This is a genomic window from Pontivivens nitratireducens, from assembly GCF_014235845.1.
Lineage (GTDB): Bacteria > Pseudomonadota > Alphaproteobacteria > Rhodobacterales > Rhodobacteraceae > Pontivivens > Pontivivens nitratireducens.
Map to the genome: position 1 here is coordinate 73,082 of NZ_JACJUQ010000007.1, position 16,702 is coordinate 89,783.

The window sequence follows — 16,702 nt, forward strand, 5'->3', positions numbered from 1 at the left end:
GACCGTCCCCCCCACTTATGACGGTCGTACCCGGCCACTTTATCCCCCCCTCCAAAGTGGCTGAATAAGGGATTGCCGCCTGATCCGCGAAAAACGGATCGGGCGCTTTCTCTTTGAGGACTGTTCTTTCTCTTCAGATCTATTTCGGGCCGTGGCGGTGGACTTTCGCCTTGAGGCGATGCCGCCCATCGCGGACACTGCGCACCAATTCCGAATGGAGCGTCCAATGACCACCACGATCTGCACCTGGAACATCAACTCCGTCCGCCTGCGCGCCGATATCGTTCTGCGCCTGCTGGCCGAACAGGCGCCCGACGTGTTGTGTCTGCAGGAAACCAAGAGCCCGGTGGACAAGATCCCGCTGCAGGTCTTTGCGGATGCGGGCTACGGACACATCGTGGCCGAGGGGAACAAGGGCTATAACGGCGTTGCCATCCTCTCCCGCTTGCCGCTGGTGGATGCTGGAACCATGGCGTTCTGCGATACCGGCCACGCCCGCCATTGCGCGGCGACCCTGCCCAACGGCCTGACGGTCCACAACTTCTACGTTCCCGCCGGCGGGGATGAGCCTGACCCCGCGACCAATCCGAAATTCGCGCACAAACTGGAATTCCTGGCCAATATGGCCAAGTGGGGCGCTGGCACCTCGCCCGCGAAATCCGTGCTGGTCGGTGATCTGAACATTGCCCCGCGCGCCGATGACGTCTGGTCGCACAAACAGTTGCTCAAGGTCGTGTCTCACACCCCGGTCGAGGTCGAGGCGCTGGAAAAGGCCCGCACCGATGGTGGCTGGATCGACACCACGCGCGCCGACATACCGGAGGGGCCGCTTTATTCGTGGTGGTCCTACCGGTCCAAGGACTGGTCGAACGCGGACAAGGGCCGCCGTCTGGATCACGTCTGGGCCACCGCCGATGCGGGCCACGTGGCGGGCTCCACCCGCATCCTGCGCGACGTTCGCGGATGGGAGAAACCTTCGGATCACGCGCCGATCATCGCGGGGTTCGCCCCATGATCCGCCTGCACCGCGACGGTGCTGTCGCCCGCATCGTGCTGGACGCGCCCGAACGGCGCAACGCCTTGCAGACCGCGGATATGACAACGCTGACCACGCTGTTGAACGAGATTGAGGACGATACCACCCTGCGTGTCGCGATCCTGACCGGAACTGGCACGGTCTTTTGCGCCGGGGCCGATCTGGCGGAGCTGGAACAGGGCCTGCGGCCTGACCTGCCCTTGGCCGACCTGTCCGACCGGATCGCTGCTCTGCGCGTTCCTGTCATAGGGGCGTTGAACGGCGGTGTCTTCGGGGCCGGGCTGGATCTGGCGCTGGCCTGCGATCTGCGGCTGGGGGTGAACGGCATGGTCGCGCAGGTTCCGGCCGCCGCCATCGGCGTGCATTATCCCGGCCCGGCGTTGGCGCGCGCCCGCGCGGCACTGGGACCAACCATCGCCAGCCGCCTGTTCCTGACGGCGGAGCGTCTGTCCGATACGCAGTGCCGCGATACCGAACTGGTCAGCGCCCTGTACGATCCCGCCATGTTGAGCGATGAGGCCTTGAGGCTCGCCACCCGGATCGCCGGTCTTGCCCCTCTCGCGGTGGAGGGGATGAAACGCGCGCTGGTTCAGTCCGACGCCTCCGATGCGCGGGTCACGGCCTGCTTTGCCAGTGCCGATCATGCGGAGGCGCTGACCGCCCGCCGCGAAAAACGCAAACCTGTGTTCAGGCGCGCCTGACAGGTCGCGCCGCTAGCGTCTGATCTGTTCGGGGATTAGTCCCTTGGGGAAGAAGCGCAGCGTCACCAGCAGAACCAGCCCCATGATGAGCAATCGCATATGCGGCGCGTTGTCCATCAGATGCGCGCGCAGCGCGCTGTCCCCCGCCATGCCCGAGGTGATGAACTCCATCGCCTGTGGGCCCCATGCCTCCGCCTGTGTCCAGGTGAACCAGATCAGGAATCCGCCCAGCACAGCCCCCCAATTGTTGCCGGACCCGCCGACGATCACCATCACCCAGATGAGGAAGGTAAAGCGCAGCGGATTATATGTACCTGGCGAGAACAGCCCGTCCATCGTCACCAGCATCGCCCCGGCGATCCCCACCACGGCGGAGCCCAGGACGAAGATCTGCCGGTGCCGCGCCACCACGTCCTTGCCCATCGCCTCCGCCGCGTCGCGGTTGTCGCGGATCGCCCGCATCATCCGGCCCCAGGGCGACTTCAGCGCCCGTTCGCTCAACCACATCAGGATCGCCAGCACGATGACGAACAGGATGGTGTAGGAGCCGCGGACGAACACGATGGACGCATCTATGGGCGTCATCCCCAGATCCGCCGCGAACGCGACGAACCAGTCCGAGGCCTGCAAATCGATTGCGCTGGGAACCGGGCTGTCCAGGCCCGCGACATTCTTGACGCCCCGCGCCAGCCAATCCTCATTCTTCAGCACGGCCAGCACGATCTCGGATATGCCCAGCGTCGCGATGGCAAGATAGTCGGAGCGCAGCCCCAGCGCGATCCGCGAAATCAGCCACGCAGCACCGCCCGCGAACAATCCACCGACCAGCCAGCTGAGGATGATGGGCAGTCCGGCACCGCCAATATTTCCGTACACCGTGGGATCCTGGGCCTCGATCGCGTCCACCGCCGGGTCGAAGAATTGCCGGGTCACGAAATACCCCAGCACCAGCAACAGCACCGTCAACACGCCGCGCCCGCGTCTGGGCAGGTGTTTGCGCACCCAGCCGACCGCCGCAACCGTCACCACGATCGACAGCAAGGCGGACACCAGCCCGGCACCGCCCACGGCCCATGCCTCACCCCGCACAGGCTCACTGACCAGCACCGCCGCCACGCCGCCCAGCGCCGCGAAGCCCATGATGCCGACATTGAACAGCCCGCCATAGCCCCACTGCATGTTCACGCCCAGCGCCATGATGCCGGAGATCAGGCACATGTTCAGCACCGACAGCGCCAGTGGCCAGCTTTGCACGAAACCCAGCGCCAGCAGGGCCGCGAACATCAACGCATAGAGTGACAGGATACGCACGGGCTGGCTCATATCACTTTCCCCCTGAACAGTCCGGTCGGTCTGATCAGCAGCACCACGACCAGAATGACGAAGCTGACGGCGAACTTGTAATCCGTGCTCAGCAACTGGATCAGGCCCTCAGGCTCCCACCACGGGATCAGATAGTCGAGCACGCGCTTGTAGGCATATGTCACCGTCACCTCGGAAAAGGCGATGATGAAGCCCCCGGCGATGGCCCCCACGGGATTGCCGATACCACCCACGATGGCCGCTGCGAACATCGGCAGCAACAGCTGGAAATAGGTGAACGGCTTGAACGACTTGTCCAGACCATAGAGCGTGCCTGCTATCGTCGCCAAACTGGCGGCGATCACCCATGTCCAGAACACAACCTTCTTGGGGTCGATCCCGGACAGCAGCGCCAGATCCTCATTGTCGGAATAGGCCCGCATCGCCTTGCCCATGCGCGACCGGTTCAAAAACAGGAACAGCGCGATCACCACGATCACCGCAACCACCAGGGTCAGAACCTGGGTGGACCGCAGAGCCAGCCCCTCATCCAGGCCGCTCCACGCCTCGAAATCGCGCGCCCGGATCACGAACCGTGCACCGTCCGCGAACCTCTGATCGTCCGGACCGATCAGCAGTCGCGTCAATCCGTTCAGCACGAACATCACCCCCACAGACACGATGACGAAGATCACCGGCGCGGAGCGTTTTTCGCGGTAGAAGCTATAGACCGCCCTGTCCATCAGCAGCGAAATCGCCACCGCCGCGACAATCCCAACAGGCAGCGCCAGCAGGGCCGTGGGCAACACGCCGAGGCTGACGCCCATCGACTGTAACCACCACGTGAACAGGACCGTGGCCGCCGTGCCGAACGCCATCAGATCGCCATGTGCGAAGTTCGAGAACCGCAGCACGGCATAGATCAGCGTCACCCCCAGCGCCCCCAGCGCCAGCTGCGCGCCATAGGCCAGACCGGGGATGATCACGAAATTCGCGAACAGCACGATACCGTTGAGGATGTCTATCATGTCAAAGGCTCCGTTGCCGGTGGGCGCAGCATATCGTTGGGATGTGAACGCGGCGGGTCATGCGGCTTCCTCGACGATCCAGTCGCATATGCCGCCTCGGCCATCAGGCGCGTGTTCTGGCTTATGCGCTGAACATTCCACCACACGATTCCACCAATTCCTGCACAAAACACGGTGAGGAAGTTCGCAAAGCTGAGATTTGCCCTGCTCACCCTCAGCCCCCCAGAAAGGTCCGGCGAACCTCGGGATTGGCCAACAGGGCCTCACCGGTATCGGTCCACGCATTGCGCCCCTGCACCAGCACATATCCCTTGTCCGCGATGTTCAGTGCCTGCCGCGCATTCTGTTCGACCATCAGGATGGCGATGCCGGTGCGCGCGACCTCGATGATGCGGTCGAACAATTCGTCCATCACGATGGGACTGACGCCGGCCGTCGGCTCATCGAGCATCAGCAGTTTCGGCTCCGTCATCAGCGCGCGCCCGACTGCGACCTGCTGGCGCTGCCCGCCCGACAGCTCTCCCGCTGGTTGGCGGCGTTTCTCGCGCAGGATCGGGAACAGGTCGAACACCTGCTCCATCGTGCCGGTAAAATCGTCATGCCGCAGATAGGCCCCCATTTCGAGGTTCTCCTGCACGCTCATCGAGGTGAAGACATTCGCGGTTTGCGGCACGAAGCCCATGCCCATCGCCACCCGTTCCTGCGGGCTGAGTCTGGTGATGTCCTGCCCGTCCAGCGTCACGGTCCCCTCACGCAGCGGCAGCATCCCGAACACGGCCTTCATCGCCGTGGACTTGCCCGCGCCGTTCGGCCCGACGATGACCGCGATCTGCCCGCGATCGACGTTGATCTCACACGAATGCAGAATGTCCGTCGCGCCGTAGCCGCCGGTCATGTCGCGTGCCGACAGGAAACTCATGACCTGTCCCCTTCGCAAAAGAACCATATTCCGCCTGACGCAGTGCGCCCCCAGGGCGGGCACGGCGCAGTCAGCGCAGTCTGTGCCTTTCGGCGGCGGGTCGGAACGATATTCACGCGATTACCTTGTTTTTCAGACCGGTGCCCAGATAGGCTTCGATCACTCTCTCATCGGCCTTGACCGAGGCGACGTCGCCCTTGGCCAGCACGCGCCCCTCCGCCATCACGATCACCGGATCGCACAGGCGAGAGATAAAATCCATGTCGTGCTCGATCATGCAGAACGTATAGCCGCGTTCCCGGTTAAGCCGTTGGATCGCATCACCAATCGTATGGAGGAGCGTGCGATTGACGCCTGCGCCGACTTCATCCAGAAATACGATCTTGGCGTCCACCATCATGGTGCGCCCCAGTTCCAGCAGCTTTTTCTGACCGCCAGACACGTTTCCCGCCAGTTCATCCGCGACGTGGCTGATCTCAAGAAAATCAATGACATCTTCCGCTTTTTCACGGATTGCACGTTCCTGCGCACGAACCTCACCGGGGCGGAACCACGCGTCCAGCAGCCTCTCCCCCTTTTGCGCGGGGGGGACCATCATCAGGTTATCGCGCACCGTTAGCGTTGAGAATTCATGGGCAATCTGGAACGTGCGCAACAGCCCACGGTGAAACAGCGCATGCGGGGGCAGCCCCGTGATATCCTCACCATCCAGGAACACCCGGCCCGAGGTCGGCGTGTAGTGGCCCGCCACCACATTGAAAAGAGTGGTTTTTCCCGCGCCATTCGGCCCGATCAGCCCGGTGATGGAGCCTTCTTCGATCTCGATACTGGCACCGTCCACGGCACGGATACCACCGAAATGCATGTGGAGGTCTTCGACCCGGATCATGTGCGCACTCCGATTTCAACAAAGAGGCCCGGAGTTTCCTCCGGGCCATTTTCACAGGGAACTCAGGACGGTATCAGCGCACGCCCAAAGTCTGGAACGCGCCGTCGATGACTTCGAGTTCGCGGTAGGAGCCTGCCGCCTCACCCGGTCCGATCAGTTCAACACCGGTCGCACCGACGAAATCGATCTCGCCCCCCTTTGCGAGGATCTCCAGCGCCTTGGCCAATTCACCCGGTCCGATCGGCTCACCCGGCGCATTGGCGACGTTGAGGATATTCGCCTGAATATCACCGCGATCGAGCGACCCTGCCGCCTGTGCGGCGAGGATGATCAGCGATGCGGCATCATAGCTTTCACCCCGGTAGGGGCCGTCCCCGGTGATGTTGTCCTCCCGCGCCATCGTCTCGAAGACCGCGAAGCCCTCACTGTCCGATCCCGGCGCGGTGCCGAACGTGCCCTCGATATCCGGGCCGAACGCGTCGGTCAGACTTTCCCCGATCATGCCGTCGCCAAGGATGAATGTATCGAACGCTCCCGTATCGACGGAGGATTGGATGATCCCGCGCCCGCCCTGATCGACATAGCCCAATACGGCCAGCGCATCGGCACCGACAGCGGCCAAAGCACCGACTTCGGCGGAATAGTCGCCCTTGCCGTCCTCATGCGCGGCGACGATCTCAACCGTGCCGCCAGCCGCTTCGAATGCGGCCTGGAACGCATCGGCCAGGCCCAAGCCGTAATCGTTGTTGGTATAGGTGATTGCGACGGAATCGATCCCACGCTCGGTCACGATATCGGCCAGAATCTGTCCCTGACGGGCATCCGAGGGCGCGGTGCGGAAGAAGAGGTCGTTATCCTCGATCGAGGACAGCGCGGGTGAGGTCGCAGACGGGCTGATCAGCACGACACCGTTCGGGACGGCCACGTTGCTGGCAATTGCGGTGGTCACGCCCGAACAATCCGCGCCGACGATCCCGATGACATTGTCGCTCGTGACCAGACGTTCCGCCGCCGCTGTGGCGGCACCGGCGTCGATGCAGGTGGAATCGGCCCGAATGGCGGCGAGGGTCGTGCCATCCAGGAACAGCCCCGAGGCGTTTGCCTCCGCGATCGCCAGTTCGGCGGAGGACGCCATGTCCGGCGTCAGCGATTCGATGGGACCGGTGAAACCCAGGACAATGCCGATATTCGCGGAGTCAGCATGGCCCTCGGCCAGCGCGCCCGACGATGCCAACGCCGCGATGGCCGTGCCGATCAGGAACGTCTTCATGATGTGATCTCCCGTTGATTTCTGTTGAACTGCCCGCATCAAAAGCATGTTCGCCCCCGATGACAAGGGGCAAAGAACCGCTCCGCATACCCCTTACAGAGCTGTGCCGCCCGCCCACAGACCCGGTGCGGGCCGAACGAAGCCGGTGGCGATGCCGTTCCAGTTGCGTTGCGTCGGATTGAGCCGGGAGGCGATCAGCGGATGTTCCGCGTCCGCGACGCCCAGACGTGCCAGCAGAGCGGCGATGGTACATTCAGCGGCGCGGGTGGTGCCGTCCTCTATCTTGAGCGCGACGCCCAGCTTGCGTTCGGGCAGGATGGCCACGAAGACAGCTTCCGCCCCGGTCTTGATCGCGGTGGCATTGGGCATGGCCGCCATCATCTCGGAACAGGCGCGCCCCTCCCCCGCGACGAGCAACGGAAACCGGCGCATCGCGGCGACCAAACGGGTCGCGGCATCGCGGCGGACGGCGCCCAGGCCGGATGGATCAGCCATGCGCGCCATTGCACGGGCGAACCCGTGCAGCGTGCTGGCATGGTTCGGGGCGGAGCAGCCGTCGATACCGTATCCGGGTGAGGTTTCGCCGGTCATCTCCTCATAGGCATCCTTGACCGCGCGCTGCACGGGATGGTCGATCTCATGATATTCAGCGCCGCCGCCCAGATGTCGGTTGAGGGTCAGGAAGCCCGCATGCTTGCCCGAACAATTGTTGTGAAGCTGACATGCGCCCTCGCCCGTCCGACGCACCCGCTCCGCCTCGGCCTTGTCGCGGGGGAATTGCGTGCCGCAGCGCAGATCGCCCTCCCCCAGTCCCAGACCGGCCAGCCAGTCCGCAACCCGCTCCGTGTGCAGCAGCGCGCCCTGATGCGAGGCGCAGGACAGGGCCAGTTCCTCGACCCCCAGACCGGCGGCATCGGCCGCCCCGCTTTCGACGAGGGGCAGCGCCTGAAGCATCTTGCAAGACGAGCGTGGATAGATGATCGCGTCGGGAGCACCCCACGCGGCCACGACCTCCCCATCCGCACGACAGATCACGGCATGTCCGCGATGCGTCGATTCGAGGATATCGCCCCGCCAGACCTCGACCAGTTCGGCGGCATCCGTGGAACGGTCAGTCATCGCGCAGCTCTCCTATCGTGCTTTCACCCAACCGTTCGCGCATATTGGCGAAGGCCAGACGTATTCTGGATTTCACGGTGCCCAGCGGCAACCCGTCGCGGGCGGCGATCTCGCTCTGGCTCAACCCTTCGAAGAACGTCGCGTAGAGCACCGCCCGCTGCGGTTCCGTCAGATCGTGCATCGCCTCACGCACAATCCGGGTGCGATCACTGCGCGACAGGACCTCACGCCCATCCGGTTCCGGTTCGGGTTGCAAACCGGGGTCCAGCGGATCGGCCTGCCGGCGCGCGCCATGGCGCACCGCGTCGATCCGCTTGTTGCGCGCGATCGCGAATATCCAGGTCGAGGGCGCCGCCCGTGCGGGATCATAGCTTGCCGCCTTGCGCCAGACCTGCACCATGACCTCCTGCGCGATCTCCTCCGCCTGATCGTCCGGCAGGGCATAGCGCAGAAGAAAGGATTTGACCCGCCCGGCATAGCGTTCGAACAGTTCGGCAAACGCGCCGCGATCCCGGTTCGCGATCCGGCACAGCAGGTCCGAATCGTCAGCCCGCGCTGCGCCATCTGGATCGGCGGGGCGGGTAAACTGGGCCGGGTCGGAATCTGACACTGGCGCGAAGTCCTCACTGCATCGCACGAACCCCCACACGTAAGGTGAAAAATCCGCTTGCGGGGTGGCGCATCCCGACCCCTTGTCGCTACTATTATCGGAGTGGGACCAGGCGTTGGCAAGGTCCATGGTATGAGGCGTATTGCGCACCAAGTCGTCCAGGTACGAGACGGCAGCGCGCAGCAACGAAGGAGCAGGATATGAAAGCCAGTTTCATCGCGACGGTCACGGTTCTGGCGACGCTCGGCGTCGCTGCGGCGACAGGCGTCGCGGCACAGGAGCAAACCACCCGCGTCGATTCGCATGACCGGTGGAGCGTGTTTGAAAGCAGCGGCAGCACGAAGGAATGCTGGATCGCATCCGCCCCCACCAGCAGCCGCGCGACGCGCAACGGTTCGACGGTGCAGGTCAATCGGGGCGAAATCAGGCTGATGGTCACCAACAGGCCGGGCCAGAACGTCGCGAACGAGGTCAGCTTTACCGGCGGTTACCCCTTCCGCGACGGCTCCTCCGTCACGGTCACGGTTGGCGGGCAGCAATACGAATTCTACACGCGCGGTGAATGGGCGTGGCCCTCCTCGCCTGCGGATGACCAGCGCATCGTCGCGGCCATGCGGGCCGGGGCAGACGCGCGCCTGGTCGGAACATCCGCGCGCGGCACGACAACAACTGATACAGTCTCCCTCATCGGGTTTACCGCCGCATTGAGCGACGCATCGACACGATGTGCGTCCTGATACGGACATAAGGCCGGAACGACCCGTTACTGGACTGGAACATGTAGGGAGACGACCATGGATCTGAAGAGACTTACCGCCACGAGCTGCCTGGTGCTGGGGGCCTCCGCGCTTCCCGTGCTGGCGCAGGAGGATACGTCGTCGCTATGTGCCGGCGCTGGCGCGGGTGCGCAATGGGCAGGCGGAACGCAGGATGCATCCGACATCGCGTCGGCGGCCGACTATCTCGGGCTGACCGGGAACATTCCGGCCGGGGGACAGTTGACCACCCTGTTCACAGTCAGTTCCCCGATGATGATCCGGCTCGAAGCGCAGCCGACCGATGCCGGCGATACGGTGATCGACCTGCTCGACGCGACGGGGACGGTCATCATGTCGGACGATGACGGGGGCGGGTTCCTCGCCTCACGCGGTGAGATCTCCGTCGATCCGGGCACCTACTGCCTCGTGACGTCCAGCTATGACGGGGCGGACATGATGGCCGAGCTGCGCGTCTCCCGGTTGGAGCAGGAGGCCCTGACGGTGGGTGAGGATACCGGCGGATACGGTGCAGCCTGCTCGGCCGAGACGGAGGCATCGCCGTTCTACCCGGAGGGTGCCCTTGATTCCGCCCTTGAGGACGGTGTCGCGCGCACGGCCTCGATCAACGCGGAGCCGTTCTACCGCTTCACGCTCGACGGAATGCAGAGCCTCAGCATCACCGCCGAAAACCCCGAAGCCGACCCGGTGCTGTCGCTCTATGACGACTCCGGGCAGTTGCTGGCGGAGAATGACGATTTCGACGGTCTGAATTCCCGCGTTGATTTCATCGACGGACTGGCTGCGGGCTCCTATTGCATCGCGCTCGATTCCCTTGGTGATGCGAACGTGCCTGTAACCGTGACGGTCAGTGCCTTCAGCGAAGAGCAATACATGCAGGGCCTCTACAACAACGCCGAGGCCAGCCCGCCGCTGGATGGCAGCTATCCGGTCGTGGCACTGGGCCAACTCGAAACCAGGATGCGCCGCGACATTCGTGAAGGGGACGATATGGTCTGGGTCAGCTTCGACGTGGCCGAACCTGGCCTCGTCCTGATCGAGGGTATCGCCACCGCCGGAAACGACCCGATGTTGACGCTGTTCGACGATCTGGGGCGCCGTCTCGACCAGAATGACGATTACGGCGGGACCTATGACGCCCAGATCGCCGCACGCGTGAATGCGGGCACCTACATGCTCGCCGTTGGACGGCCCGGCGGATATTATGGCACCCCCGGCGTGACCCGTCTGGCCATCGAACGGTTCGTCTCCGCTCGCTGATCAGCGGTGTCGAAATGCTGAGCGGATACGTGCTGTCCGCTCACAAGGGCTGTCTGGCAGGGCTGTCTGGTCAAGGCGCGATAAATTTGCTATTCAGCACCAACGCCTCCCCTTCATCCGGGAGGCGTCTTTGTTGGAGTTGAGACATGACCGATGCTACCGCCCCCATCACGCAAGATCTGATGACGATCAAGCGTGCACCGATTACCGGCCTGCCGAATCTGGTCGGCATGACGCGCCTGCAATTGCGCGATGCGCTGATCGGTGCCGGTACGCCGGAAAAACAGGCGAAGATGCGCGTCGGTCAGGTGTGGAGCTGGATCTACAACAAGGGCGTCTACGATTTCGACGCGATGACCAACCTGGCCAAGCCGTTCCGCACTATGCTGGCCGAACAGTTCCGCGTAACCCTGCCCGAGGTCGTGACCAAGCAGGTCTCCACCGACGGCACCCGCAAATACCTGCTGCGCATCGAGGGCGGGCACGAGGTCGAGGCGGTCTATATTCCTGAAAAGGACCGCGGCACGTTGTGCATTTCCAGCCAGGTCGGGTGCACTCTGACCTGTTCGTTCTGCCATACAGGCACGCAAAAGCTGGTCCGCAACCTGACACCGGGTGAGATTATCGGCCAGGTCCTGCTGTGCCGCGACGATCTGGGTGAGTGGGAAAAGGGACCGGACGACAAGCGTCTGCTGTCCAATATCGTGCTGATGGGCATGGGCGAACCGCTCTACAACTTCGACGCCGTGCGCGACGCAATGAAAATCGCGATGGACCCTGAGGGCGTGGCCCTGAGCCGCCGCCGCATCACGCTGTCCACCTCCGGCGTGGTGCCCGAGATCGCGCGCACAGGCGACGAACTGGGCTGCATGCTGGCCATCTCGTTCCACGCGACCACGGATGAGGTGCGCAACAAGCTGGTCCCGATCAACAAGCGCTGGAATATCGAGGCGCTGCTGCAAGCATGCCGTGACTACCCGCGCCTCAGCAATTCCGAACGGATCACCTTCGAATATGTCATGCTGCGCGGCATCAATGATACGGATGAGGACGCGCGACGGCTGGTCAAGCTGATCGAGGGCATCCCCGCCAAGATCAACCTGATCCCGTTCAACCCGTGGCCGGGCGCGCCCTATGAACGCTCCACCCGCAAGCGGATCGAGGCGTTCGGCGATATCGTCAACGCGGCAGGCTATGCCAGCCCGGTCCGCCGTCCACGCGGCGAGGATATCATGGCCGCCTGCGGTCAATTGAAATCCGCAACGGAGCGGGCCCGCAAATCGCGCAAACAGATCGCCGAGGAAGCCGGGCTTTAAAAAACGCCTCCGGCGGGGATATTTTCAGAAAGTGAAGCCACCGCTCCGCGACGCTATGCCAAGACAAGGCACGGGGGCCAAAGCAAGGCAAGGTCGCCCGGAGCGGCTTTCACTTTCACGATCATCGGCGTCCCCGCCTGTACCGTGATGGCATCGTGGCGCGCCAAAGCTTTCACTTTCGTTAAATATCCCCGCCGGAGGCTCAGGCCTCAGCCATGTTCGGCAATCGCGTTCAGGAAGTCCGGCCCGAAACGCTCCAGCCGGGCCTCATCCATTCCCTTGATCCGGGCGAGGGCCTCACGACTGTCGGGCCTGGCCTCCGCAATCCGGGCGAGGGTCGTGGTCGGGCAATCCAGCCGCTTCGCCGTGCCGTCGATCCCGTAGGCCAGATCGCGTTGCAGCATGTGCAATCGGTCCAGCAGGTCGGCGGAGCCGCTGGCGGCGGCCTTCATTTTGGCCGGGTGCACCTCCGGCTCCGGCGCTCCGGTCAGGACCTCCAGAAAAATCCGACCGAATTTTTCCAGCTTCTTCGCGCCGACACCGGGCAAGGCGGCGAAGGCATCCAGGCTTTGCGGTTTCGCGTCGATCATCGCGACCAGCGTCCGGTCGGGGAAAATGACATAGGCCGGGACCTTCGCGGCCTCCGCCAATTCGCGTCGTTTGGATTTCAGCGCCCACAACAGGGGTTCATCGGCCTGCTGCACCATCGCCTCGACCCTCGGACGTTTGCGGTCGCGGCGGTCGAGGCTGTCCTTGCGCAGGGTCAGGCTCTGCTCCCCCTTCAGAACGGGGCGCGCGGCCTCGGTCAGGCGCAGCGCGTTGTGGCGGGCCGGGTCGGGGCGCACCAGATCCAGCGCCATCAACTGGCGAAACAGGGTCTGCCATTGTTTGCGGCTGTATTCGCGCCCGATGGCGAAGGTGGAAATCTTGTCATGCCCCCGGGCGAGGACTTTCTCCGTCTCCTCCCCCAGCAGGATGTCAATCAGATGACCTGCGCCGAACCATTCATCGGCGCGAAACACAGTCGAAAGCGCCTTGCGCGCTGCGTCAGTGGCGTCGAACGTCTCGGGCTTGTCGATGCACAGGTCGCAGTTGCCGCAGGGCTGCGGCAGGGTTTCGCCGAAATAGGTCAGCAGGGTCTGCCGACGGCAAACGGGCGCCTCGGCCAAGGCCAGCAGGGTGTTGAGGCGGGCGTGATCGGCCTGTTTCCGATCCACATTCGCCAACCCCTCCTCGATTTGCGCGCGGCGCAAGCGGATGTCGTCGGGGCCGTAGAGGGTCAGGGTTTCCGCCGGATCACCATCGCGGCCCGCGCGCCCGATCTCCTGATAATAACTCTCGATGCTCTTTGGCAGGTCGGCGTGCAGGACGTAGCGAATGTCCGGTTTGTCCACGCCCATGCCGAAGGCGATGGTGGCGACGACGACGAGGCCGTCCTCGGTCTGGAACCGGGCCTCCGCCTGCCGCCTGTCGTCGGGGTCCATGCCGGCGTGATAGCTGATCGCGCTCACACCCGCCTCTCGCAGGGCCTGGGCCAGCACTTCGGTCTTGTTGCGAGAGGCCGCATAGATGATGCCCGACCGGCCATTGCGCGCGACGGCGAAGTCCAGAAGCTGCCGCCGGGGCTGGTTCTTGGCCTGAAAGGCGAGGGTCAGGTTGGGGCGGTCGAACCCTTGCAGGAAGGTGCGCGGTTGCGTCCCGTCGAACAGCCGCTCGACGATCTCGGCACGGGTTTCGGCATCGGCGGTGGCGGTGAAGGCCGTGGTCTGCACGCCCAGCGCGCGGCGCAATTCACCGATCCGCAGATAGTCAGGCCTGAAATCATGGCCCCACTGGCTGACGCAATGCGCCTCATCCACAGCGATCATGTTGACCCCGGCGCGGCGCAGCAGCCGTTCGGTGCCGCCTGCGGCCAGACGTTCCGGCGCGATGTAGAGCAGACGCAGCGTGCCCGCGTCGATGGCGGCGAAGATCTCCTCGTTCTCCTCCTCGGTATTGGCCGAGGTCAGCGCACCCGCCACGACGCCCGCCGCGTGCAGCGCGCGGACCTGATCGCGCATCAGCGCAATCAGGGGTGAGATCACGACCGTCACGCCATCGCGCGCCAGCGAGGGCAGCTGATAGCACAGCGACTTGCCACCCCCCGTGGGCATGATGGCCAGAACATCCTCACCCGCCGCGACGGCGGTGACGATCTCCTCCTGCCCCGGACGGTAGGCGTCGAAACCGAAGACGGATGAAAGAAGGGGGGTCATATCCTGCATGGCGCCGGGTCTACCCGCCTTTGCCCGAGGCTTCCAGATGCGAAGGCGCTTCGGATTGCGATCCGGCATGTCGGACTTTGCATTCGGGCCGATAGGGGCTAAGGCGGGCCGCGACATGCAGCGACAGGAGTATGCGCAATGGAATGGTGGTGGCTCGATCTGATCTTCGATATGCTGGTGGCGTGCATCATCGCGGTGGTGGCGGTCTTCCTCGCCGGTTTCGTCAAGCGGCAGGTGCGCAATATCGGCAGGCGGCATGACCGCTTCGATGAGACATTGTTCAACTTCCTTGGCACGGTCGCTAACTATACGGTTCTGACATTCGCGCTGATCTTCATTCTGGCACGGTTCGGCATCCAGACGGCATCGCTGATCGCCGTCATCGGTGCGGCTGGTCTGGCCATCGGGCTGGCCTTGCAGGGCACGCTGTCCAACCTGGCCTCGGGCCTGATGCTGCTGGCGTTCCGACCGTTCAAGATCGGGGATTACGTCTCCGCCGGGGGGCAAGGCGGCACGGTCAAGGAGATCGGGCTGTTCACATGCGAGCTGACCACACCCGACAACGTGCAGGTATTCGTACCCAACAGCGATATCTGGTCCGGGCCGATCCAGAACTACAGCGCCCATGACGAACGGCGCGTCGATCTGGTGTTCGGGGTCGGCTACGGCGTGAACCTCAAGGAAGCGGAGCAGGTGATCCGCGACACCTTGGCCGAAGAGTTGCGCATTCACGATGACAAGCCGATCTTCGTGAAGGTCACGGCCCTGGGTGACAGTTCCGTCGATCTGACGGTGCGGGTCTGGGTGGCGCGGGCGGATTACCTCGACGTGAAATGCGCCCTGTTGCAAGCGGTCAAGGAAGCGTTCGACGCGGCCGGGATCGACATCCCCTTCCCCACACGGACCATCGTCAAGGCTTGAGGTGCAGGCGGCCCGCCCCGGTTCGCCGGGGCGCGGCAGATCAGCGTGTGAAGGTGACGGCCAGCTCGACATGCGGCGACCAGCGGAACTGGTCGATCACGCGCACCGGACCCATGCGGTATCCCGCCTTGATCAGAACCTCCGCATCGCGGGCGAAGGTCACGGGGTTGCATGACACGAAGGCGATGACGGGCACCGCGCTCAACGTCAGTTCCTGCACCTGTGCCGCTGCGCCAACGCGTGGCGGGTCGATGACCACGGCGTCGTAGCCCTTCATCTCACTGGCCAGGAGCGGGCGGCGGAACAGGTCGCGGCGGTCGGTGGTGATCCGGTGCAAGGCACCATCGGTGCGCCGCCATGCCAGATCCAGCGCGGCCAGCATCGGGCCGTCGTTCTCCACCGCCAAAACCTCCGCCTGTTCCGCCAATGGCAGGGCGAATGTGCCGCATCCGGCGAAGAGGTCAATCACGCGGGACGCATTGCCGACCGCCTGCTTTACCGTGGCAACCAGAGCCGCCTGCCCGTGCGGCGTCGCTTGCAGGAACGCGCCGGGGGACGGCACGATGCGCGCCTTGCCCATGCGCTGCATCGGGGGGCTGGCATTGACGATCACCTCGTCGTTCCATGTCAGCCGGGCGAGGTCGTGGCGGCCTGCGATCTCCGCCAGTTGCGGCAGCATCGTCGGCTCCAGCTCGCGCGCCTCCTCGACCAGCACGTCCAGCCCTGCGGCGGACAGCGTCACGGACAGACGGATCGCCGCCGTGCGGGATGCGCCGATGGCGGTCAGCTCCTCCAATACGGGGATGGCGGCGAAAATCTTCGGGTCGATGACCGCGCATTCCTCGATCGCGATCAGGGTGTTGCTGCCCCGCTGGTGAAATCCGACGGTGATCCCCTTGCGCGTGCGCCGTCCGCCAAAGACGGCACGACGGCGCGACCGGGGGGGAGAGGTGGCGATCCCGCCGACCTTCATGTCGATGCCCCGCGCGGACAGGGCGCGGCGCACCACGTTCACCTTCCACTCCGCCACGAAGGCGTCCGAGGCATGTTGAACCGCGCAACCGCCGCAGGTGCCGAAATGCTTGCAAACCGGGGTGATCCGCTGCTCCGACGGCTGCAACACCGCGTGCAAATCGCCCTCCGCCGTCAGTTCCACCACCTCACCGGGCAGGGTGTAGGGGACGAAAACCTCGCCCCTGCCCTGTGCCACGCCGTCGCCCTGATGGCCGAGCCTGTCTATCGTGATCTGTTCCATGCACGCGCGATACACTGCCGCGCCCGCAACCGCATC

General features: G+C 64.2%; 15 protein-coding genes. 6 read left to right on the top strand and 9 right to left on the bottom strand.

Annotation, left to right across the window (positions count from 1 at the left end; all coding sequences use genetic code 11):
* Positions 1-226 precede the first annotated feature (226 nt).
* Together H1S03_RS09805 and H1S03_RS09810 are read left to right on the top strand one after the other, a co-directional pair.
* Positions 227-1,015 (top strand): exodeoxyribonuclease III, encoded by a 789-nt coding sequence (locus tag H1S03_RS09805; protein ID WP_185804281.1) that lies wholly within the window; start codon positions 227-229, stop codon positions 1,013-1,015.
* A complete protein-coding gene (locus tag H1S03_RS09810; protein ID WP_185804282.1) occupies positions 1,012-1,737 on the top strand; it encodes an enoyl-CoA hydratase/isomerase family protein in 726 nt (241 codons plus the stop codon). The genes H1S03_RS09805 and H1S03_RS09810 overlap by 4 nt, the downstream gene beginning before the upstream one ends.
* Positions 1,738-1,749: 12 nt before the next feature.
* Here the strand turns inward: H1S03_RS09810 and H1S03_RS09815 are convergent, their stop codons facing one another.
* From H1S03_RS09815 to H1S03_RS09845, 7 genes are all read right to left on the bottom strand, one after another.
* A complete protein-coding gene (locus H1S03_RS09815) occupies positions 1,750-3,060 on the bottom strand; it encodes a branched-chain amino acid ABC transporter permease (protein WP_185804283.1) in 1,311 nt (436 codons plus the stop codon).
* Entirely contained in the window at positions 3,057-4,064 is a 1,008-nt protein-coding gene (locus H1S03_RS09820; RefSeq protein ID WP_185804370.1) for an ABC transporter permease subunit, read from the bottom strand. Before H1S03_RS09820 ends, H1S03_RS09815 begins: the two co-directional genes overlap by 4 nt.
* Positions 4,065-4,281: 217 nt before the next feature.
* Positions 4,282-4,986 carry an ABC transporter ATP-binding protein gene (locus tag H1S03_RS09825; RefSeq protein WP_166187631.1) on the bottom strand — a complete coding sequence of 235 codons (705 nt, stop codon included), beginning with the start codon at positions 4,984-4,986 and terminating at the stop codon, positions 4,282-4,284.
* A gap of 112 nt (positions 4,987-5,098) precedes the next feature.
* Positions 5,099-5,875 (bottom strand): ABC transporter ATP-binding protein, encoded by a 777-nt coding sequence (locus H1S03_RS09830; RefSeq protein WP_185804284.1) that lies wholly within the window; start codon positions 5,873-5,875, stop codon positions 5,099-5,101.
* A 73-nt stretch (positions 5,876-5,948) separates the two neighbouring features.
* A complete protein-coding gene (locus H1S03_RS09835; RefSeq protein ID WP_185804285.1) occupies positions 5,949-7,145 on the bottom strand; it encodes an ABC transporter substrate-binding protein in 1,197 nt (398 codons plus the stop codon).
* A gap of 93 nt (positions 7,146-7,238) precedes the next feature.
* Positions 7,239-8,264, bottom strand: coding sequence for an asparaginase (locus H1S03_RS09840; RefSeq protein WP_185804286.1), 1,026 nt, complete (start codon positions 8,262-8,264; stop codon positions 7,239-7,241).
* Complete coding sequence (locus H1S03_RS09845; protein ID WP_347339224.1) at positions 8,257-8,874, bottom strand: sigma-70 family RNA polymerase sigma factor; 618 nt, start codon at positions 8,872-8,874, stop codon at positions 8,257-8,259. The genes H1S03_RS09840 and H1S03_RS09845 overlap by 8 nt, the downstream gene beginning before the upstream one ends.
* Positions 8,875-9,074: 200 nt before the next feature.
* Here H1S03_RS09845 and H1S03_RS09850 point away from each other — a divergent pair, with 200 nt between their 5' ends.
* The 3 genes from H1S03_RS09850 to rlmN all read left to right on the top strand — a co-directional run bounded on the left by H1S03_RS09850 (position 9,075) and on the right by rlmN (position 12,226).
* A complete protein-coding gene (locus tag H1S03_RS09850; protein WP_166187643.1) occupies positions 9,075-9,611 on the top strand; it encodes an invasion associated locus B family protein in 537 nt (178 codons plus the stop codon).
* A gap of 57 nt (positions 9,612-9,668) precedes the next feature.
* On the top strand, positions 9,669-10,910 hold the full coding sequence (locus tag H1S03_RS09855) for a DVUA0089 family protein (protein ID WP_185804288.1): 1,242 nt from the start codon (positions 9,669-9,671) through the stop codon (positions 10,908-10,910).
* A gap of 146 nt (positions 10,911-11,056) precedes the next feature.
* Positions 11,057-12,226 carry a dual-specificity RNA methyltransferase RlmN gene (gene rlmN, locus H1S03_RS09860; protein WP_185804289.1) on the top strand — a complete coding sequence of 390 codons (1,170 nt, stop codon included), beginning with the start codon at positions 11,057-11,059 and terminating at the stop codon, positions 12,224-12,226.
* A gap of 209 nt (positions 12,227-12,435) precedes the next feature.
* Here rlmN and recQ read toward each other — a convergent pair whose 3' ends face one another.
* Entirely contained in the window at positions 12,436-14,490 is a 2,055-nt protein-coding gene (recQ, locus tag H1S03_RS09865; RefSeq protein ID WP_185804290.1) for a DNA helicase RecQ, read from the bottom strand.
* A gap of 138 nt (positions 14,491-14,628) precedes the next feature.
* Here recQ and H1S03_RS09870 point away from each other — a divergent pair, with 138 nt between their 5' ends.
* The gene (locus H1S03_RS09870) at positions 14,629-15,411 is read left to right on the top strand and encodes a mechanosensitive ion channel family protein (protein ID WP_185804291.1); all 783 of its coding nucleotides are present in this window, start codon (positions 14,629-14,631) and stop codon (positions 15,409-15,411) included.
* A 40-nt stretch (positions 15,412-15,451) separates the two neighbouring features.
* On the opposite strand, the gene H1S03_RS09875 is transcribed toward H1S03_RS09870, so the two are convergent.
* Entirely contained in the window at positions 15,452-16,666 is a 1,215-nt protein-coding gene (locus H1S03_RS09875) for a class I SAM-dependent RNA methyltransferase (protein ID WP_185804292.1), read from the bottom strand.
* Positions 16,667-16,702: the final 36 nt, after the last annotated feature.